This window comes from Streptomyces sp. SPB074 (assembly GCF_000154905.1).
Lineage (GTDB): Bacteria > Actinomycetota > Actinomycetes > Streptomycetales > Streptomycetaceae > Streptomyces.
On sequence record NZ_GG770539.1, the window covers coordinates 5,500,506 to 5,520,522 of the forward strand.

At 71.1% G+C, this 20,017-nt stretch carries 12 protein-coding genes, 1 tRNA gene and 2 pseudogenes; 5 read left to right on the top strand and 10 right to left on the bottom strand.

Annotated elements, in window-relative coordinates; genetic code table 11:
• Positions 1–79: 79 nt before the first annotated feature.
• Positions 80–1,135: pseudogene (locus tag SSBG_RS23285) on the bottom strand (metallophosphoesterase); the annotation flags it as partial.
• Positions 1,136–1,253: 118 nt separating this feature from the next.
• Here SSBG_RS23285 and pyk point away from each other — a divergent pair.
• The gene (gene pyk / locus SSBG_RS23290) at positions 1,254–2,690 is read left to right on the top strand and encodes a pyruvate kinase (protein WP_008748522.1); all 1,437 of its coding nucleotides are present in this window, start codon (positions 1,254–1,256) and stop codon (positions 2,688–2,690) included.
• Between the two features lie 94 nt (positions 2,691–2,784).
• On the opposite strand, the gene SSBG_RS23295 is transcribed toward pyk, so the two are convergent.
• On the bottom strand, positions 2,785–3,543 hold the full coding sequence (locus SSBG_RS23295; protein WP_008748523.1) for a helix-turn-helix domain-containing protein: 759 nt from the start codon (positions 3,541–3,543) through the stop codon (positions 2,785–2,787).
• A gap of 98 nt (positions 3,544–3,641) precedes the next feature.
• Positions 3,642–3,716, bottom strand: a tRNA-Leu gene (locus SSBG_RS23300).
• Positions 3,717–3,811: 95 nt separating this feature from the next.
• On the opposite strand from SSBG_RS23300, the gene SSBG_RS23305 reads away from it, so the two are divergent.
• Positions 3,812–4,486: an ANTAR domain-containing response regulator gene (locus tag SSBG_RS23305; RefSeq protein WP_008748524.1), complete on the top strand. Its 675-nt coding sequence runs from the start codon at positions 3,812–3,814 to the stop codon at positions 4,484–4,486.
• A gap of 76 nt (positions 4,487–4,562) precedes the next feature.
• On the opposite strand, the gene SSBG_RS23310 is transcribed toward SSBG_RS23305, so the two are convergent.
• The 6 genes from SSBG_RS23310 to SSBG_RS23335 all read right to left on the bottom strand — a co-directional run bounded on the left by SSBG_RS23310 (position 4,563) and on the right by SSBG_RS23335 (position 11,295).
• A complete protein-coding gene (locus tag SSBG_RS23310; RefSeq protein WP_008748525.1) occupies positions 4,563–5,279 on the bottom strand; it encodes an ABC transporter ATP-binding protein in 717 nt (238 codons plus the stop codon).
• Positions 5,276–6,169 carry an ABC transporter ATP-binding protein gene (locus SSBG_RS23315; RefSeq protein WP_008748526.1) on the bottom strand — a complete coding sequence of 298 codons (894 nt, stop codon included), beginning with the start codon at positions 6,167–6,169 and terminating at the stop codon, positions 5,276–5,278. Before SSBG_RS23315 ends, SSBG_RS23310 begins: the two co-directional genes overlap by 4 nt.
• A gap of 5 nt (positions 6,170–6,174) precedes the next feature.
• On the bottom strand, positions 6,175–7,965 hold the full coding sequence (locus SSBG_RS23320) for a branched-chain amino acid ABC transporter permease (RefSeq protein WP_037871828.1): 1,791 nt from the start codon (positions 7,963–7,965) through the stop codon (positions 6,175–6,177).
• 5 nt (positions 7,966–7,970) lie between these two features.
• Positions 7,971–8,900 (bottom strand): branched-chain amino acid ABC transporter permease, encoded by a 930-nt coding sequence (locus tag SSBG_RS23325; RefSeq protein WP_008748528.1) that lies wholly within the window; start codon positions 8,898–8,900, stop codon positions 7,971–7,973.
• 144 nt (positions 8,901–9,044) lie between these two features.
• A complete protein-coding gene (locus tag SSBG_RS23330; RefSeq protein WP_008748529.1) occupies positions 9,045–10,271 on the bottom strand; it encodes a branched-chain amino acid ABC transporter substrate-binding protein in 1,227 nt (408 codons plus the stop codon).
• A gap of 550 nt (positions 10,272–10,821) precedes the next feature.
• On the bottom strand, positions 10,822–11,295 hold the full coding sequence (locus SSBG_RS23335; RefSeq protein ID WP_008748530.1) for a PaaI family thioesterase: 474 nt from the start codon (positions 11,293–11,295) through the stop codon (positions 10,822–10,824).
• A gap of 332 nt (positions 11,296–11,627) precedes the next feature.
• Here SSBG_RS23335 and SSBG_RS23340 point away from each other — a divergent pair, with 332 nt between their 5' ends.
• On the top strand, positions 11,628–12,578 hold the full coding sequence (locus tag SSBG_RS23340; RefSeq protein ID WP_008748531.1) for an aldo/keto reductase: 951 nt from the start codon (positions 11,628–11,630) through the stop codon (positions 12,576–12,578).
• Between the two features lie 12 nt (positions 12,579–12,590).
• On the opposite strand, the pseudogene SSBG_RS23345 reads toward SSBG_RS23340, so the two are convergent.
• Positions 12,591–14,879, bottom strand: a pseudogene (locus SSBG_RS23345) (FdhF/YdeP family oxidoreductase).
• Positions 14,880–15,092: 213 nt separating this feature from the next.
• Between SSBG_RS23345 and polA the strand changes: the two are divergent.
• Positions 15,093–17,849, top strand: coding sequence for a DNA polymerase I (polA, locus tag SSBG_RS23350; protein WP_008748532.1), 2,757 nt, complete (start codon positions 15,093–15,095; stop codon positions 17,847–17,849).
• Between the two features lie 278 nt (positions 17,850–18,127).
• Complete coding sequence (locus tag SSBG_RS23355) at positions 18,128–19,930, top strand: hypothetical protein (RefSeq protein ID WP_008748533.1); 1,803 nt, start codon at positions 18,128–18,130, stop codon at positions 19,928–19,930.
• Positions 19,931–20,017: the final 87 nt, after the last annotated feature.

Sequence of the window (20,017 nt, forward strand, 5' to 3'; positions counted from 1 at the left end):
CGGGGGCCGCACACACCCACCCGCCTCAGAACACCGGCACCCCCTCCCGCACCAGCCGCCACCCCACCGCCGCGAACTCCGCCGGACCGACCGTCCCCACCCCCCGCACCGTCCCCGCCCGCACATGATTGACCAGATCGACCATCGGAACGTCCTTGAACGTCCCCTCCGCCGTCGACATCCCCACCACCGACGAACCGATCACCTGATTCACGTACGCCACCACCTCCCGGTGCTCCCTCGCGCGCAACCGCGCGATCCGCACGTCCTCCTCCACCTCGTTCGCGTTCACCACCCGCCGCTCCGGGATCTCCACATGCGCGTGCCCCACCAGAATCGCGTCGATCCCCCGGCACCCGCGCCGAAGCGTTCTCCACGTACGGCAACTGATCACCCCACGACGAAGAACCGTCAGCCCCCGAACGCGCCGCCACCCGCACCACGTCCGCGCCCATCGACCGCGGCTTCGGCACCCAGTGCGCCGCCTGCTCCTCCAGCCCCGGGAACCGAAGCTTCCCCCGCACTTTCACCTTGTCCCAGATCGCGATCCCCGGATTCGTCAGCCCGGGCACCGCCACCCGCACCTCCCGCCCCTGCGGCGTCCGCAGCCGCTTCATCACGTACGGACGGAACGCCGGACGCCCCGAACGCGCGTCCACCGCGTTCGCCCCCAGCAACGGGAAAGCACACTGCGCCTCGAACTTCCGCAGCACCTCGATCCCGTAGTGGAACTCGTGGTTCCCCAGCGCCGCCGCCTCGTACCCGATCGCGTTCATCGCCCTCGCCATCGGGTGCACCGGACCCCGCCGCGCCGTGATCGGATCGACCCGCGCGTAGTAGTACGACAACCGCGTCCCTGGGCCGTGTCGCCCGCGTCGATCAGCAGCGTGTTCCCCCGGCCCTTCTCCCGCCGCAACCGCTTCCCCCGCGCCGAGATCTTCGCGAGCCCCACGTCATTGTGCTGCGCGTCGTCGTACTCCTTATCGGTGAAATAATCCCAGTTCATCGCATTGCCGCGCAGATCCGTCGTCCCGAGTACGGAAACGCGTACCGGCGCGGCTCCCCGCCCCGCCCGCCCTCCTCCGCCCCGGCCGGCGCCGCACCCAGCGCCACCGCCGCCCCCTCCCCGCGACACCGCTCATCGGAGAGAGCGCCCGCTCATTCAATATTTGTCAAATCCCATACACCCGACGGCCGTTGACTCGTCACCACCCCCCAGCCCCCTACCCGCCGGTAAGCCCTAGGCTCGCACCATGCGCCGAGCGAAAATCGTCTGCACCCTGGGCCCCGCCACCGACTCCTACGACCAGATCAAAGCCCTGGTCGAAGCCGGAATGGACGTGGCCCGCTTCAACCTCAGCCACGGCAGCTACGCCGAACACGAGGAGCGCTACCACCGCGTCCGCGAAGCCGCCGAGGAGACCGGCCGCAGCGTCGGCATCCTTGCCGACCTTCAAGGACCGAAGATCCGCCTCGGCCGCTTCCGCGAAGGCCCCGTACTCCTTGAACGCGGCGACACCTTCACCATCACCACCGAGGACGGCCACCTCGGCGACCGCACCAGCTGCGGCACCACCTACGCCGGACTCGCCGCCGACGTCACCTCCGGCGAACGCGTCCTCGTCGACGACGGCAAGGTCTGCCTCCAGGTCACCGCCGTCGAAGGCCCCCGCGTCCGTACCACCGTCCTCGAGGGCGGCATGGTCTCCGACCACAAGGGCCTCAACCTCCCCGGCGTCGCCGTCTCCGTCCCCGCCCTCTCCGAGAAGGACATCGAAGACCTCCGCTGGGCCCTGCGCACCGGCGCCGACGTCATCGCCCTCAGCTTCGTGCGCAGCGCCCGCGACATCGTGGACGTCCACCGCGTCATGCGCGAGGAAGGCCGCCGCCTCCCTGTCATCGCCAAGGTCGAGAAACCGCAGGCCGTCGAGAACATCGAGGAGATCGTCGACGCCTTCGACGGCATCATGGTCGCCCGCGGCGACCTCGGCGTCGAAATGCCCCTCGAAGCCGTGCCGCTCGTGCAGAAGCGGGCCGTCAAGCTCGCCAAGCGCAACGCCAAGCCGGTCATCGTCGCCACCCAGATGCTCGACTCCATGATCGAGAACAGCCGCCCGACCCGCGCCGAAGCCTCCGACGTCGCCAACGCCGTCATCGACGGCACCGACGCTGTGATGCTCTCCGGCGAGACCAGCGTCGGCAAGTACGCCGTCGAGACCGTGCGCACCATGGGCCGCATCGTGGAAGCGGCCGAGGAGGAGATCCTCGACAAGGGCCTGCCGCCCCTCACCGACCGCAACAAGCCCCGCACCCAGGGCGGAGCCGTCGCCCGCGCGGCGGCCGAGATGGGCGACTTCCTCGGCGCCCGCTTCCTCGTCGCCTTCACGCAGTCCGGCGACACGGTCCGCCGCCTGAGCCGCTACCGCTCCCCGATCCCGCTCCTGGCCTTCACGCCGGACCCGGCCACCCGCGCGCAACTCAACCTGTCCTGGGGCGTGGAGACGTTCCTCGGGCCGCACGTGGACTCCACGGACGCGATGGTCGAGCAGGTGGACGACATGCTCCTCAAGCTCGGCCGCTGCGAGCGGGGCGACGTCGTCGTCATCACGGCCGGCTCCCCTCCGGGAGTGGCGGGCACGACGAACCTGGTACGGGTCCACCACGTCGGCGAGGACGACGCCCCGAAGTAACGGCGGACGGCGAGGAGGGGACGGCCTCACCCGCGGTCACCTTTTCCGCCGCCCTCCCCGGCCGCCCGCCCCGACCGCCGTCCCGGTACTCGTCTCAGTACTTGGGACCGATGTGGATGTCCATGAGTGCGACGGAGGCTTTGCGGGCGACGGAGATGTTGTACCGGTTGGCCGCTTTCCACGCGACGCCCAGCCGGTCGAGAGCGTCGCAGTAAAGGCCCCGGATATCCGCTGACTTGTTGGTGAAGAAGTAGCGCGGGTATTCGTACCGCTTCGGTTCCCCGTTCACCGTCCGAACGGTCCAGTTGGTGACGCGGCAGCCGTCGGAATGGACAAGGCCGCGCACGAATTCCCAGGGGAATGCGGTGACGACGTCCTGTTGCCAGTCGGCCAGCCCGATCCTGCGGTCGTGTTTCTTTCCCGGGCCGTGCTGGGGGAAGAGGCAGGCCCAGTGTTTGCTGCTGCTGGAGACGGCGGTGCAGCCCGCACACGGCGTGCGCCACACACTGTTGTGCGGGAGCACGGCGCCAAGGGCCGCCTCGCACGCGTCCTGGAGACCGGGCCAGGCGTCGGCACAGGCGATGCGGAGGGTGTGGACGCCCTTGGCGGAGCGGCTGAGGCAGCCGTCGCCCAGGTAGAGGCCGAGCAGGTAGGAGTACGCGGCGGGGGCGGGCGGCGCGGCGGGCAGGTCCTGGCAGCGGCAACAGGTCGCCACCGCCCGTACCGGCTCGATCCCGTCGCGCCAACTCCGGATCGTGGAGCGGGATATCCCGGTCCGTCTGCTCACGGAATTGAGGCTGTGGCCTTGGCCGACGAGGGCCAGGGCGTGGATGCGGACTGCTCGGGCGTACATGGGAAAGACAATGCGGTGCCCGAGGCCGGTGAAAAGGAAAAAGGCACGAAAAAACCCGATCGAGTGAACCTCGATCGGGTTTCGCTCAGCGAGAAACGTACCCCGGGTCGGACTCGAACCGACACTGGATGGGTTTTGAATCCATTGTCTCTCACCAATTGGACTACCGGGGCTTATGGGTCGAAGGCTCCCTCGCCCCACTGGCCGTAAGGCTACCCCACGTAGGTACCCTGTTTCCAGCAGTCCCCTGCCCTATAGAGGAGCCCCCGTGAGCGCCCCCGAGCCCGAGTCGTCCACCGCCGCTGCCGCCGCCCACGGCGAGTCGTCGCATGTGCCGCCCCTCACCACCCGTGTCGTCATCGCCGAGGACGAGGCGCTCATCCGGCTCGATCTCAAGGAGATGCTGGAGGAGGAGGGGTACACCGTCGTCGGGGAGGCCGGGGACGGCCAGCAGGCGGTGGAGCTGGCGCGCGAGCACCAGCCCGACCTGGTCATCCTGGACGTGAAGATGCCCGTGCTGGACGGTATCTCGGCCGCCGAGAAGATCGCCGAGGAGTCGATCGCCCCCGTCCTCATGCTCACCGCGTTCTCGCAGCGCGACCTCGTGGAGCGGGCGCGGGACGCCGGGGCGATGGCGTACCTGGTGAAGCCGTTCAGCAAGAGCGATGTCGTCCCGGCGATCGAGATGGCGGTCTCGCGGTTCACGGAGTTGCGGGCGCTGGAGAAGGAGGTCGAGGACCTCTCGCAGCGGCTGGAGACGCGGAAGCTGGTGGACCGGGCGAAGTCGGTGCTCCAGACCGAGTACGGGCTGAGCGAGCCAGCGGCGTTCCGGTGGATCCAGAAGACGTCGATGGACCGGCGGATGTCGATGCGGCAGGTGGCGGAGGCCGTGATCGAGGACGCCGCGGAGAAGAAGGCGGCGAAGGAGCAGAAGGACGCGTAGCCGCCGGGCCGTGCAGGCGGAAGGGGCGCTCACCGTGTGGTGGGCGCCCCTTCGTCGTGTCCGTCGGCGGGACGGGTCAGTCCTCGCCGAGGTAGGCCTTGCGGACGGACTCGTCGTGGAGCAGGTCGGAGCCCGTGCCGCTGAGCACGATCGAGCCGATCTCCATGACGTGGGCCTGGTCGGCGAGGGAGAGCGCGGCCTGCGCGTTCTGTTCGACGAGCAGGATGGTGGTGCCCTGTTCGCGCAGTTCGGTGATGGTCGTCATGATCTTCTGCATCATGATCGGCGAGAGGCCCATGGAGGGTTCGTCGAGCATGAGGAGCTTCGGCTTGGACATGAGGGCGCGGCCCATGGCGAGCATCTGCTGTTCGCCGCCGGAGAGGGTGCCGGCCGCTTGCCTGCGGCGTTCCCCGAGGATGGGGAAGAGGTCGTAGGCGTGCTGGATGTCCTTGGTGATGCCTTCGGTGTCCTTGCGGAGGAAGGCGCCGAGGCGGAGGTTGTCCTCGATGGTCATGCGGGGGAAGATGTGCCGGCCTTCGGGGGAGTGGGCGAGGCCGAGGGCGACGATCTGGTCCGCGCGGTACTTGTGGAGCGGTTGTCCGTCGAAGGTGACGGTGCCGGCGAGGGGTTTGAGGAGTCCGCTGAGGGTGCGCAGGGTCGTGGTCTTGCCGGCGCCGTTGGTGCCGATGAGGGTGACGACCTGTCCGGCCTCGACGGTGAAGCTGATGCCTTTGACGGCTTCGATCTTGCCGTAGGCGACGCGGAGGTTGTCGACTTCGAGGAGCGCGGTCACTTGCCGTCCTCCTTCGTGTTCCGGGGGGTGTCTTTCTTCGTGGCGGCGGCTTCGGCGGCCTGGACCTCGGCGAGGGCCTCGTCCTCGGGGGCGGTGTCCATGGGGGTGCCGAGGTAGGCGGCGATGACGCGTTCGTCGGCCTGGACGACCTCGGGGGTGCCTTCGAGGAGTTTCTGTCCCTGGACGAGGACGGCGACGCGGTCGCTGAGGTTGAAGATGAACCGCATGTCGTGCTCGATGACGAGGACGGCGGTGCCCTGCTCGCGGATGGCGAAGACGAGTTCCTCGGTGGCGCGGGTCTCCTGGGGGTTCATCCCGGCGGTGGGTTCGTCGAGGAGGAGGAGGCCGGGGTCGCTGGCGAGGGCGCGGGCGATCTCCAGCTTGCGCTGTTCGCCGTAGGGGAGGTTGCGCGAGAGGTGTTCGGCCTTGTGGGCGAGTCCGATGAATTCCAGGAGTTCCATGGCGCGTGCGGTGGAGGCGGCCTCGGCGCGCTGGAACCCGGGGCCGCGCAGGAGGGCGGAGAAGAGCCCTTCGCGGGTGCGGGTGTGGCGGCCGACGAGGACGTTCTCCAGGACGGTCATGTTGGCGAAGAGCCGGATGTTCTGGAAGGTGCGGGCGATGCCGGCCTTGGTGACGAGGTGGGGTTTGGGCGGGAGGGTGGTGCCTTTGTAGGCGACGCGGCCCTCGGTGGGGACGTAGAGGCCGGTGAGGCAGTTGAAGAAGGTGGTCTTCCCGGCGCCGTTGGGGCCGATGAGGCCGACGATCTCGCCGGTGTTGACGGTGAGGGAGACGTCGCGTACGGCGGTGAGGCCGCCGAAGCGCATGGTGACGCCGGTGGCTTCGAGGACGGCGGTGCCGGTGGGGGCGGGGGTGTGCTCGGTGGTGGTCATGGTGGTCAGGCCCCCGCTTTGGTGACGCCGGCGGCTTCGGGGGTGTCGTCCCCGTCGAGGCGCTGTTCCGGCACGGCGAGTTGGTCGTTCTCGTGGAATTCGAGCTGTTTGCGGCGGTCGGGGACGATGCCCTCGGGGCGCAGGCGCATGAGGAGGATGAGGGCGAGGCCGAAGAGCAGAAGCTGGTACTTCTGCATGAATTCGAGCTTCTCCGGGATGAGGAAGAGCAGGGCGGCGCCGATGAGGGGGCCGGTGATGGTGCCCATGCCGCCGAGGATGACGGCGGCGATGAGGAAGGCGGAGTTGGGCGGGGCGGTTCCGGCGAACTGGTACTGCTCGGGGGTGACGCTGTAGTTGACGTGGGCCTGGACGGTCCCGGCGAGCCCGGCGAGGGTGGCGCCGAGGGCGAAGGCGAGGAGTTTGAGGCGGAAGCCGTTGATGCCCATGGCGGAGGCGGCGGTCTCGTCCTCGCGGATGGCGACCCAGGCGCGGCCGATGCGGGACTGTCCGGAGCGGTGGAAGACGAGGAGGACGATCGCGGTGAACAGGAGCATCAGCAGGAAGTAGTTGCCGGACCTGCCGAGGGGGAGGCCGAGGACGTCGTGGGCCTCGCCGAACTTGAACCCGAAGAGTTCGAGGTCGGGGATGTTGGGGACGCCCTGGGAGCCGTTGACGAGGTCGGGGCCGCTGTTGCCGTTGAGGTTGTTCATGGTGATCCGGAAGATCTCTCCGAATCCCAGGGTGACGATGGCGAGGTAGTCGCCGCGCAGTCGCAGGGTGGGTGCGCCGATGACGACGCCGAAGACGAGGGAGACGGCGGCGCCGGTGAGGACGGCGAGCGGGAAGGGGAAGTGGACGCCGATGCTGGACTGGGGGGAGCCGGAGACGAGGGCGGCGGTGTAGGCGCCGACGCCGAGGAAGGCGACGTATCCGAGGTCGAGGAGTCCGGCGAGGCCGACGACGACGTTGAGGCCGAGGGCGACGGTGGCGAAGATCAGGATGTTGGTCCCGATGAGCGCGTAGGTGTCGTTGTCCTGGGTGAAGGGGAAGCAGATCGCGGCGACGAACATCGCGGCGAGGCTGACGGCGCGGTGGCGTGCGGTGAGGACGGCGAGGCGGCGGAAGAGTCCGGCGCGTGCCAGGGAGAGGGCGCCGAGCGCGACGAGGATGAGGTAGCCGATGAAGAGTTCGGAGTTGGCGCTGTCGATGTCGATGCCGTACGTGAAGACGTAGAGGGCGAGTCCGAAGGTGACGGCGATGAGGAGGATGTCGGCCCAGGCGGGGAGGGTGCGGCTCGGTGCGCGGGGGGCGGGGGCCTTGAGGGTGTGGGTGAGGCGGTTCAGCGCGGTGTCGCCGGGCTGGGGGTCGTAGGGGGTGTCGTCGGGGAGGCCGAAGGCGGCGGCGAGGGCGGCGAGGGAGCCGACGAGGGAGATCCAGGCGCCGGGGTCGAGGGCGATGAGGCCGTCGAGTTCGACGGCGATCGCGATGACGGTGTAGAGGGTGGCGGCGAAGGTGCCGAGGGCCATGAGGCGTACGGCGCTGTGCGGGCCGCCGGGGGTGAGCCAGCGCAGTCCGGGGGTGCCGAGGGCGGCGAGGGCGAGGAGTGCGGTGAGGAGGGCTCCGGTGAGGGTGATGAGCTGGAGGCCGCCGGGATAGCCGTTGACGGTGAGGTTGCCGGGGAATTCCTCGGTGTAGGTCCAGGAGAGGAAGGTGCCGGCGAAGGCGATGAGGGCGCCCGCGAGGGTGCCGTAGCGGGCGGCGGGGGCGGGGAGTTTGAGCAGGCGGTTGTCGGTCATGGTGTTCACGCCCTGTCCGCGACGCGTTCGCCCAGGAGTCCCTGGGGCCTGATGAGGAGGACGACGATGAGGAGCACGAAGGCCCAGACGTCCTTCCAGGCGCCGCCGCCGAAGAGGTCCATGCCGGGGACGTCGCCCATGTAGCCGGTGGCGAGGGATTCGGCGATGCCGAGGACGAGGCCGCCGAGCATGGCTCCGTAGAGGTTGCCGATGCCGCCGAGTACGGCGGCGGTGAAGGCTTTGAGGCCCATGATGAAGCCCATGCGGAAGCCGATCTGGCCGTTGTGCAGGCCGTAGCCGACGGCGCCGACGGCGGCGAACGCGGCACCGATGGCGAAGGCCATGACGATGATGCGGTCGGTGTTGATGCCCATGAGTTTGGCGGTGTCGGGGTCCTGGGCGGTGGCCTGCATCCCGCGTCCGGAGCGGGTGCGGTTGACGAACCAGCCGAGGGCGATCATGCAGACGGGGGCGGCGATGATGACGAAGAGGTCGCCGCGCTGCACGGTGGCGCCGAGGACGTGGAAGGGGTCGCCGTGGAACTGGGGGAAGGAGATGTCGGACTTGGCGTCGGGGTAGAAGGCCCAGACGAGTTGCTGGAGGAAGAGGGAGAGCCCGATGGCGGTGATGAGGGGGGCGAGGCGGGGGGCGCCGCGCAGGGGGCGGTAGGCGAAGCGTTCCGCCGCGGTGCCCACGAGGACGGAGCAGAGGATGCCGCCGAGGATCATGAGGGGGATGACGGCGCCGAGTGAGGAGCCGTCGGGGAGGACGGTCCAGACGGTGTAGGCGCCGAATCCTCCGATCATGAATATCTCGCCGTGGGCGAAGTTGATGAGCTGGACAATGCCGTAGACCATCGTGTAGCCGATCGCGATGAGTCCGTACATCGCGCCGAGGATGAGTCCATTGGCCAGCTGTTGCGGCAGTTCGTGCACCGCAGGGCCTCCGTGGAGTGGTCGGATAAGGGTGCGCCGCGGGGGACGCTGTGTGCATCCCGCGCGGCGTGTGTGGGGTGCCCGGTGCCGGGCGGTGGGGCGGGGTGACGGGCGCTCGGGGCCGTGGGTGGGGCCCTCAGCGGGTCACGGCTTGTAGACCTCGCTCTTCTTGGGCACCCACTTGCCGCCCGTGACCTGGTAGGCGGTCATCATCGTGTTGGTGGTGTCGCCGTACTCGTCGAAGGAGATGTCGCCGGTGACGCCGGAGAACTTGACGGTGCTCATCGCTTCGAGGACCTTGGCGCGGGCGTCGGAGGGGAGCTTGCCGTCGTTGTCGGCGGCGACCTTCTTGACGGCCTCGATGATGGACCAGGCGGCGTCGTAGGTGCCGCCGCCGTAGGCCTCGTAGCCCTCCTTGTAGCCGGCCGCGTCGTAGTCCGAGATGAACTTCTTGGCGGAGTCGAGCTGTTCCACGGGGGCGCCGACGGAGGTGGCGAGGTCGCCCTGGGCCTTCTTGTTGAGCTTGATGAAGTCGGCGGCGTAGATGCCGTCGCCGCCCATGAGGGGGATCTTGGCGCCGCTGTCCTTGAGCTGCTGGCTCAGGGGGCCGGCGGCGGGGTATTCGCCGCCGTAGTAGACGGCCTTGGCGCCGGTCTTCTTGACCTTGGCGACCACGGAGTTGAAGTCGCGGTCGTCGGGGTTGATGTGGTCGGCGCCGACGATCTTGCCGCCGAGCTTGGTGAAGGTGTCCTTGAAGGAGGCGGCGAGCCCGGCGCCGTAGGTCTTCTGGTCGTCGATCAGGTAGACCTTGTCGATCTTCGCCGTGTCGTGGAGGTACTTGGCGGCGAAGGAGCCCTGGATCTGGTCGGTCGTCGCGGTGCGGAAGAAGGAGGCGAAGGGGCGCTTCTTGTCGCCGCTCTTCCAGTTGTCGCCCTGGGTCAGCTCGGTGCCGGTGTTGGCGGGGGAGACCTGGGTGAGCTTCGCGTCGTTGAAGGGCTTCTGCATCGACTGCGAGACGTTGGAGTTCAGCGGGCCGACGACGCCGAGGACGTCCTTGTTGCCGATGAACTTGGTGGCGTTCTGCTGGCCGATGGTGGGCTGGGCCTGGTCGTCGAGGGCCTGGATCTTGAAGCTGACGCCCGGGACGAGGTCCTGCTTGTTGGCGATCTTGGTGGCGAGTTCGGCGGAGTTGCGGATGCCGAGGCCGAGGGCGGAGAGGTCGCCGGTGATGGGGGCGTCGACGCCGATGACGACGGTGGTCTTCTTGCCGCCGTTCGAACCGCCCTTGTCGTCGCCGGAGTCGTCGTCGCGGGAGCCGCAGGCGCTGAGGGTGAGTGCCCCTGTGGTGAGGACGGTGGTGAGGATGAGCAAGGAACGGTGTCGCACGGATGGGTCCTTTCCCTGGCGCGGCCTCCTCGCTGGAGGTGCCGTGTCGATCGCGCCGGGCAGGACGGTGGTGCGTTGTGGTGCGGTGGTGCTCGGGGTGCTGCCGCCCGGCGTAATGGTGACTGGCCGTGACTCTAAGCGCAGGTGAAGGGGTGTGGGGTGGGGAGCGGACAGGATGTGACTGTCTTGTTATGCGAGAAGGTCGCGGGAGGTCGGCGGTGGTGGGGGTTTGCTCCACATTCTGAGAACTCCCTGCATGTGTAAGTAACTTCGAGGGGTTTTGGTGCTGGCGGCGGTCTGTCCCCTGGTGCCCCCGGTGGCGGTTGGGGGTCGTTTTGGTGCGTGAACGGGGTGTGCGGGCCGTATTGCGTGCGTGTTACGCAACGTGACGGGCGGCGGGTGTGGTACGGGCACCAGGAAGGGCCTCGCGGGCAGCGGGCCGGCGCGGGTGTGTCCGGTGAGCGGGTGCGGGAATGCGAACGGCGGGGCCCGCACCCGGTGTTGGGGTGGGCCCCGCCGTGGCGGTGGTGAACGCTCAGGCGGTCGCGGGGGGTTGCGGAGCGTCGCGCAGGAGACAGGTCAGGCGGGCCGAGCAGACGCGTCGGCCGCTCTCGTCGGTGATGACGATCTCGTACGTGGCGGTGGAGCGGCCCCGGTGCACGGGGGTCGCCGTGCCGGTGACGTGGCCGCTGGAGAGGCCGCGGTGGTGGGTGCAGTTGAGGTCCACGCCGACGGCGACCTTCTCCGGGCCGCCGTGGAGCATGGCGCCGACGGAGCCGAGGGTCTCGGCGAGCACGGCGGAGGCCCCGCCGTGCAGGAGGCCGTAGGGCTGCGTGTTGCCCTCGACGGGCATGGTGCCGACGACCTTCTCGGGGGCGGCTTCGAGGACCTCGATGCCCATTCGGGTGCCCAGGTGGCCCGCCGAGAAGTAGGCGGGGAGGTCGACGCCGAGGCTGCCGAAGCGGTCGAGGACGTCCTGGGGGAACTTCACACCGCGGGTCTCGCCCATGTGCGGCTCCGTTTCTGTCGCGTCTGCCGCGTGGCCCGCGCGGCCACGCCGCCCGCGGCGGGTGCCGCGCGCGGTTCTGTCCTATCAGGTGGGCTGAGCGAACGCTTAGTGCCCTTGGTCACGTACGGCGGGCGAGCGGCCGCGCGGCGCGCGCGCTCTACGGACGCGGCGGGAACGCGGGGGCGGTGCGGCGGGTCCGTGCGGGCAGCGCGGCCCGCCCGCGACCGGTACGTGCGGGCAGCGCGGCCCGCCCGTGACGGGTGCCCGGGGGCAGCGCGGTGTGCACCGCCGGAGCCCCCGGCCGCGAAGGCGCTCGCCTGTTTGATGAAGACATGTCTGATCACGAGAAGCTGGGAACGTCCGATTTCTCCGTCGCCCCCCTGTGCCTGGGCGGGAACGTCTTCGGCTGGACGGCCGACCGCGCGGAATCCTTCGCCGTGCTCGACGCCTACGCCGCGGCGGGCGGGAACTTCGTGGACACCGCCGATTCGTACATGTACCAGTTCCCCGGGAACGAGCCGGGACAGTCCGAGCGGATCATCGCCGCCTGGCTCGCCGCGCGCGGCGACCGGGACGACATCGTCGTCGCCACGAAGGTCGGCGACCACCCCGCGCGCAAGGGCCTCGCCCCCGCCAACGTCCGGGCCGCGCTGGAGGACTCGCTGCGCCGCCTCGGCACCGACCGCGTCGACCTCTACTACGCGCACTTCGACGACGAGTCCGTACCCGTCGAGGACGTCGTGACGGCCTTCGACGCGCTGGTGCGGGCCGGGAAGGTACGGACGCTCGGGATCTCCAACATTTCCCCGGCGCGACTCGACGCCATGCTGCGCTTCGCCCGCGCCGAGGGCCTGGCGCGCTTCGAGGTGCTCCAGCCCCAGTACAACCTCGTCTCGCGCGACACCTACGAGGGCGAGCGCCGCGACATCGCCGTGCGCGAGGGGCTGGCCTGCGTCCCGTACTTCGCCCTCGCCTCCGGTTTCCTCACCGGCAAGTACAAGCCGGGCGAGAGCGGACGGTACGTACGGGACGTGCCGGGCCTCGCCGGGGGGTACGCCGACAGCGAGCGCGGCGCGCGGGTCGTCGCCGCGCTGGAGGAGGTCGCGGCGGCGCACGGCGCGGAACCCGCCACCGTCGCCCTCGCCTGGCTCGCCCGGCAGCCCACGGTGGCGGCGCCGATCGCCTCCGCGCGCACCGCGGAGCAGGTCCCGGCCCTCGTGGCCCTCGCGGACCTGCGGCTGACCGAGGCCGAACTCGGCGCCCTGGACGCGGCCTCCGCCTGATCCGGCGCCCGCTCACCCGGCGGGCGCGTCCGCCCCGGCCGCTTCGAGGCGGACGACGAGGGACTTGGACGCGGGCGTGTTGCTCGTGTCGGCGGTCGCGTCGAGCGGGACGAGGACGTTGGTCTCCGGGTAGTAGGCGGCGGCGCAGCCGCGCGCGGTGGGGTAGTGGACGACGCGGAAGCGCGGCGCGCGACGCTCGGTGCCGTCCCGCCACTCGCTCACGAGGTCCACGTACGCGCCGTCCTCGTGGCCGAGCGCGGTGGCGTCCTCGGGGTGGACGAGGACGACGCGGCGGCCGTTGGTGATGCCCCGGTAGCGGTCGTCCAGGCCGTAGATCGTGGTGTTGTACTGATCGTGCGAGCGCAGGGTCTGGAGCAGGAGCCGCCCGGCGGGCAGCCGCGGGAACTCGACGGGCGCGGCGGTGAAGTTGGCCTTGCCGGTCGCGGTGGGAAAGCGGCGTTCGTCGCGCGGGGCGTGCGGGAGGGCGAAGCCGCCGGGGTGCGCGACGCGCGCGTTGAAGTCCTCGAAGCCGGGGACGACCCGCGCGATGCGGTCCCGGACGAGCCCGTAGTCGGCGGCGAACTCCTCCCAGGGCAGCGGCGAGCCGGGGCGCACCGCGCGGGCGAGGCGCGCCACGATCGCGGGCTCGGAGAGCAGCGCGGGACTCGCGGGGGCGAGGCGCCCGCGCGAGGCGTGGACCATGCCCATGGAGTCCTCGACGGTGACGAACTGCTCCCCGCCCTCCCGGACGTCGCGTTCGGTGCGGCCGAGCGTGGGGAGGATCAGCGCGCGGGCGCCGGTGACGACGTGCGAGCGGTTGAGCTTGGTGGAGACGTGCACGGTGAGGCGGGCGCGGCGCATCGCGGCCTCGGTGATGTCGGTGTCGGGCGAGGCGGAGACGAAGTTGCCGCCCATGGCGAGGAAGACCTTCGCCTCGCCGTCGCGCAGCGCGCGGATGGCGCGGACGACGTCGTAGCCGTGCGCGCGGGGCGGGGCGAAGCCGAACTCGCGCTCCAAGGCGTCGAGGAAGGCGGGCGCGGGGCGCTCGAAGATGCCCATCGTGCGGTCGCCCTGCACGTTGGAGTGCCCGCGCACGGGGCAGACGCCCGCGCCGGGGCGGCCGATGTTGCCGCGCAGCAGCGGGAAGTTGACGACCTCGCGGATCGTGGGCACGGAGTGCTTGTGCTGCGTGAGGCCCATCGCCCAGCACACGATGGTGCGTTCGGAGGCGAGGACGAGACGCAGCGCCTCCTCGACGTCGGCGCGGGACAGGCCCGTCGCGGCGAGGGTCTCCTCCCAGCCGGCCTCGCGCGCGGCCTTCGCGAACTCCTCGAAGCCGTGGGTGTGCTCGGCGACGAAGGAGGCGTCGAGCGCGCCCTCGGTCTCCAGGATCAGCTTGTTGAGGAGGCGGAAGAGGGCCTGGTCGCCGCCGATGCGGATCTGGAGGAAGAGGTCGGTGAGCGCGGTGCCGCTCGCGAGGCCCTTGGGGGTCTGCGGGTTCTTGAACCGTTCGAGTCCGGCTTCGGGCAGCGATTTGACGCTGATGATCTTCGCGCCGCCCGCCTTCGCCTTCTCCAGCGCGGAGAGCATCCGGGGGTGGTTGGTGCCCGGGTTCTGGCCCGCGACGATGATCAGGTCGGCCCGGTGGAGGTCTTCGAGCGAGACGCTGCCCTTGCCGACGCCGATCGTCTCGGAGAGCGCGGAACCGCTCGACTCGTGGCACATGTTGGAGCAGTCGGGCAGGTTGTTCGTGCCGAACTCGCTGGCGAAGAGCTGGTAGAGGAACGCGGCCTCGCTGCTCGTGCGGCCCGAGGTGTAGAAGACGGCCTCGTCGTGCGAGCCGAGCGCGGTCAGCTCCTCGGCGACGATGCGGAAGGCTTCGTCCCAGCTCACGGGCGTGTAGTGGGTGGCGCCCTCGGCGAGGTGCATGGGCTGGGTGAGGCGGCCCTGCTGGCCGAGCCAGTAGGCGCTGCGCTGCGCGAGGTCCGCGACGGGGTGCGCGGCGAAGAAGTCCGGGCCGACGCGGCGCAGCGTGGCCTCCTCGGCGACGGCCTTGGCGCCGTTCTCGCAGAACTCGGCGGTGTGCCGCTAGTCGCCCTCGGGCCAGGCGCAGCCCGGGCAGTCGAAGCCGTCCTTCTGGTTGACGCGCAGGAGCGTGAGCGCGGTGCGCCGCACACCCATCTGCCGCTGCGCGATGCGCAGCGAGTGCCCGACGGCGGGGAGCCCGGCCGCGGCGTGCTGGGGGGCGGTGACGCGCGGCGCGTCCTGGGCCGGGTCGCTCGCGGGCGGCTTCGTCGCCATGGGGTACCTCCGCTGCTCGTACGTGCCGGGACGATCCTCGCACGCCGGACGGCGGCGGTGGCGGGACAGGGTGGGACGGCGGTGGGACGGGGCGGGAGCGGTGGCGGGACGGGGCGGGGGACGGCAGGCGGGTGCGCGGCGGGCGGCCCCCGCGGTGGCGTGCGCCGCGTCGCGCGGTCCGGGCTGTCGGTGCTCCGTGGCAGGATCGGGGGCGTGGCACAGACAGCAGCGAAGAAGAAGTCCGCGACCGCCGAGCAGAGCCCCGCCAAGGGGGGTGGCGGCCGTCCCCGGCTCATGCTCATGGACGGGCACTCCCTGGCGTACCGGGCGTTCTTCGCGCTGCCCGCGGAGAATTTCACGACGTCCACCGGGCAGCCGACGAACGCGATCTACGGTTTCGCCTCGATGCTCGCGAACACGCTGCGCGACGAGCAGCCCACGCATTTCGCGGTCGCCTTCGACGTCTCGCGCAAGACGTGGCGGGCCGAGGAGTTCACCGAGTACAAGGCGAACCGGGCGAAGACCCCCGACGAGTTCCGCGGGCAGGTCGAGCTGATCGGCGAACTGCTCGACACGATGCACGCGGACCGCTTCGCCGTCGAGGGCTTCGAGGCGGACGACATCATCGCGACGCTGGCCACGCAGGCGGAGGCCGCCGGTTTCGACGTCCTCATCGTCACGGGCGACCGGGACTCCTTCCAGCTCGTCTCGGAGCACACGACCGTGCTCTACCCGACGAAGGGCGTCTCCGAGCTGACCCGCTACACGCCGGAGAAGGTCGAGGAGCGGTACGGGCTCACCCCCGCCCAGTACCCGGACTTCGCCGCGCTGCGCGGCGACCCCTCCGACAACCTGCCCGGCATCCCCGGCGTCGGCGAGAAGACCGCGGCGAAGTGGATCACGCAGTTCGGCTCCTTCGCGGAGCTCGTCGAGCGCGCCGAGGAGGTCAAGGGCAAGGCGGGGCAGAACTTCCGGGACCACCTGGACGCCGTGAAGCTCAACCGGCGGCTGACCGAGATGGTCAGGGACGTGCCGCTGCCCAAGGGCCCGGGGGAGCTGGAGCGCGCCGCGTACGACCGCAAGCAGCTCGCCGTCCTCCTCGACACCCTGGAGATCCGCAACCCCTCGCTGCGCGAACGGCTCCTCGCCGTCGATCCGGGCGCCGAGGAGGAGCAGGAGCCCGTCACGGAGGACGTGGCACTCGACGCGACGCTCGTCCCGGCCGGCGGGAAGCTCGCGCCGTGGCTGGAGGAGCACGGCGCGGCCGTCCTCGGCGTGGCCACGGTGGACACCTGGAAGCTCGGCGCGGGCGAGGTCGCCGAGGTGGCGCTCGCGACGGCGGGCGGGGCGGCGGGCGGGGCGGCGGCGTGGTTCGAGCCCTCCGCTCTCGACGAGGCCGACGAACGCGCCTTCGCCGGCTGGCTCGGGGACCCGGAGCGGCCCAAGATCATGCACGACGCGAAGGGCCTCATGCGCGTCTTCGGCGAGCACGGGATGAGCGTCGCGGGCGTCTCCATGGACACGGCGCTCGGCGCGTACCTCGTCAAGCCCGGCCGCCGCACCTTCGCGCTCGGCGCGCTGTCCCTCGAATACCTGGGCCGCGAGCTGGTTCCCGCGCAGGAGTCCGACGGGCAGCTCGCCTTCGGCGCCGACGACGAGAGCCAGGCGCGCACGCTCATGGTCGAGGCCCGCACGATCCTCGACCTCGGCACGGCGCTCACCGCGCGGCTGCCCGAGGTCGGCGCGGAGGGGCTGCTCACCGATATCGAGCTGCCCACCTCGGCGCTCCTCGCCCGGATGGAGCGGGCCGGGATCAAGGCGGACCGCGCGCACCTGGAGGAGATGGAGCGGCAGTTCGCGGGCGCCGTCGAGCAGGCGGTCCGCGAGGCGCACGCGGCGGTCGGGCACGAGTTCAACCTGGGCTCGCCCAAGCAGCTCCAGGAAGTCCTCTTCGGCGAGCTGAACCTGCCCAAGACCCGCAAGACGAAGACGGGTTACACAACGGACGCCGACTCGCTCGCCTGGCTCGCCGGGCAGACGGAGCACGAGCTGCCGGTCATCATGCTCCGCCACCGCGAGCAGGCGAAGCTGCGGAGCACGGTCGAGGGGCTCATCAAGTCCATCGCCCCCGACGGCCGTATCCACACGACGTTCAACCAGACCGTCGCCGCCACGGGCCGGCTCTCCTCGACGGACCCGAACCTCCAGAACATCCCGGTGCGCACCGACGAGGGCCGCGCGATCCGCCGCGGCTTCGTCGTCGGCGAGGGCTTCGAGGCCCTCATGACCGCCGACTACAGCCAGATCGAGCTGCGCGTCATGGCGCACCTGTCGGAGGACGAGGGGCTGATCGCCGCCTTCACCTCGGGCGAGGACCTGCACCGCACGGTCGCCGGGTACGTCTTCGGCGTCGAACCGGCCGCCGTGGACGCCGAGATGCGCCGCAAGATCAAGGCCATGTCCTACGGGCTCGCCTACGGCCTCTCCGCCTTCGGCCTCTCGCAGCAGCTCGGTATCGAGGCCGGCGAGGCGCGCGCCCTCATGGACACCTACTTCGAGCGCTTCGGCGGCGTACGGGACTACCTGCACCGCGTGGTGGAGGAGGCCCGCGCCACCGGCTACACCGCGACGATGCTCGGCCGCCGCCGGTACCTGCCCGACCTCAACAGCGACAACAGGCAGCGCCGCGAGGCCGCCGAGCGCATGGCGCTCAACGCGCCGATCCAGGGCACGGCCGCCGACATCGTGAAGATCGCGATGCTGAACGTGGACCGCGCGCTGCGCGAGGCGGAGCTGACCTCGCGGATGCTGCTCCAGGTCCACGACGAAATCGTCCTGGAACTCGCCCCGGGCGAGCGTGCGCCGGTCGAGGAGATCCTGCGCCGCGAGATGGCCGCCGCGGCCGAACTCCGGGCCCCGCTCACGGTGTCGGTCGGCGTCGGCCGGGACTGGGAGGCGGCGGCGCACTGAGGCGGAGGGGCGGCGAAGCGCGAGGTGGCGGCGCGCTGAGCCGCAGGGGCGGCGGCGCGCTGAGGCGGCGGGGCGCCGGGATGGGTCCGCCGCCCCGTGTCCGTGCCGTCACGCGGTGTCCCTCCGGGCTGAACAGGGGGCGAAGCGGCGGGAGGCCGATATGGCCAAGTGGTGAAGGCCGGGCACCCGTCCCTGCCCCCGCGCGGGAAGTTGTCGTAGTGTCACCCGGGTCAACACGCGGGGGCGTGGCGGTGGGCGGACGGGAGGGGCGGACCGGGATGGCGGCGCAATTCGGGATACGGCTGCGCAAGGGGGCCGCGGCGACGGCGGTCACGGCTGCGGTGATGGCGGCGGTCGCCGGCTCACAGGCACCCGGCCCCGTCAGGGACCTGCGCGACAACGCCAGCCGCTCGGCCGAGTCGGCCGAGAAGGCCCCGCCCAGCGACGACCACTACTACACCGACCTCCCCCCGATCCGCCCGGGCGATCCCCAGTCCTCGCACGACCTGCCGGGCACGCCGAAGCCCGGCGGGAAGGCCGACCCGGCCGAGGCGCAGGCGGGCATCCCCGCCACGGTGCTCGCCGCGTACAAGAAGGCAGAAGCCGAACTCGCCCGCACGCGCGGCGCGTGCAAGCTGCCGTGGCAACTGCTCGCCGCGATCGGCAAGGTCGAATCCGGCCACGCGCAGGGCGGCAAGGTCGACGCGAACGGCACCACGATCGGCACGATCCCCGGCCCGCCGCTCAACGGCCAGGGCTTCGCGCTCATCAAGGACACCGACAACGGGCGCTACGACGGCGACAAGACGTACGACCGCGCCGTCGGCCCCATGCAGTTCATCCCCTCCACCTGGGCCTTCGCCGGGCGTGACGGCAACGGCGACGGGATCGAGGACCCCGACAACGTGTTCGACGCCGCCCTCGCCGCCGGTTACTACCTGTGCGGAGACGGCCGCGATCTCGGCACGAGCGACGGGATGCGCGCCGCGATCCTCAGCTACAACCACTCCTCGGAATACCTCGCGACGGTCCTGACCTGGTACGACTTCTACCGCGACGGCGCCCACGAGGTCCCCGACGGCACCGGGCCGCTGCCCAGCCGCCCCAGCCACCCGCGCACGCCGTCCGGTACGCCGTCCTCGCCGGGCGCCTCGGTCCCGCCCTCGACCCCGCCCTCCGTGCGCCCCGCGACGCCCCCCGCGCACAGTGCCTCGCCCACCGCGCCGCCCAGCTCCACGCCTCCCGCGACGAAGCCGCCCACGCGTCCCGCCCCGCCGAGCGAGCCCCCGACGACGCCCCCGGCTCCGCCCACCGGGCCCAAGCCGCCCGCCGAGCGCGTCACCGCCCTCACGAAGACCGGGCCGGCGACCCTCGCGACGCTCACCGGGCTCGACTTCGACGTCCGTCCCGCCGTGCGCGCGCTCGACCACGAGGGCAAGCCGGTCGCCGGGCTCAAGGTAACCTTCGGCCTCGTCGGCGCCACCGACGCGCGTTTCTCCGGCGCGAAGAGCGTCGTCGTCACGACCAACGCGCAGGGCACGGCGACCGCCCCGACCCTCACCGCGGGCAAGACCGCGGGGAAGTTCACCGTCCGCGCGAGCCTCGCCACCGGCAGGCCCGGCCCCGTCTACTTCTCCGCCACCGTCACCGAACCCGCCGCCGACGCGCTCAAGCCCGTGGACGACAAGGCCACGTTCGAGGCGAAGGCCGGTGACACCTTCGAGAAGAGCCCCGACCTCAGGGCGAGCCTCGGCGGGAAGAGCGTCGCGGGCGTCCGCACGACGGTCGCCGTGCTCGACGAGGACGGCAAGGAACTCGCCGAGGACACCGGCCCGTACGTGCTCGACGCGGCGAAGGCGAAGACCCGCGCCCTCACCCTCCTGAGCGACAAGAACGGCGTCCTCCACCTGCCCAACCTCCACGCGGGCGACCAGCCGGGCACCTACGTCCTGCGGTTCACGGCCGGCAAGGCCACGGCGGACGTCGAGCTGACCGTGACGGACCCGAAGGCGGAGGAGCCCGGCGAAGGCGGCTCCGCGAGCCCCGAGCCCGGCACGGGAAGCGGGAGCCCGGCCGCGTAGCGCGCCCCCGGACGGCGGTCCCGCCGCGAGCGGCGGCCCGCGCGGGACCGCCCCGGAGCCGCCCGCCTCGGGCACCCCTCCCGCACG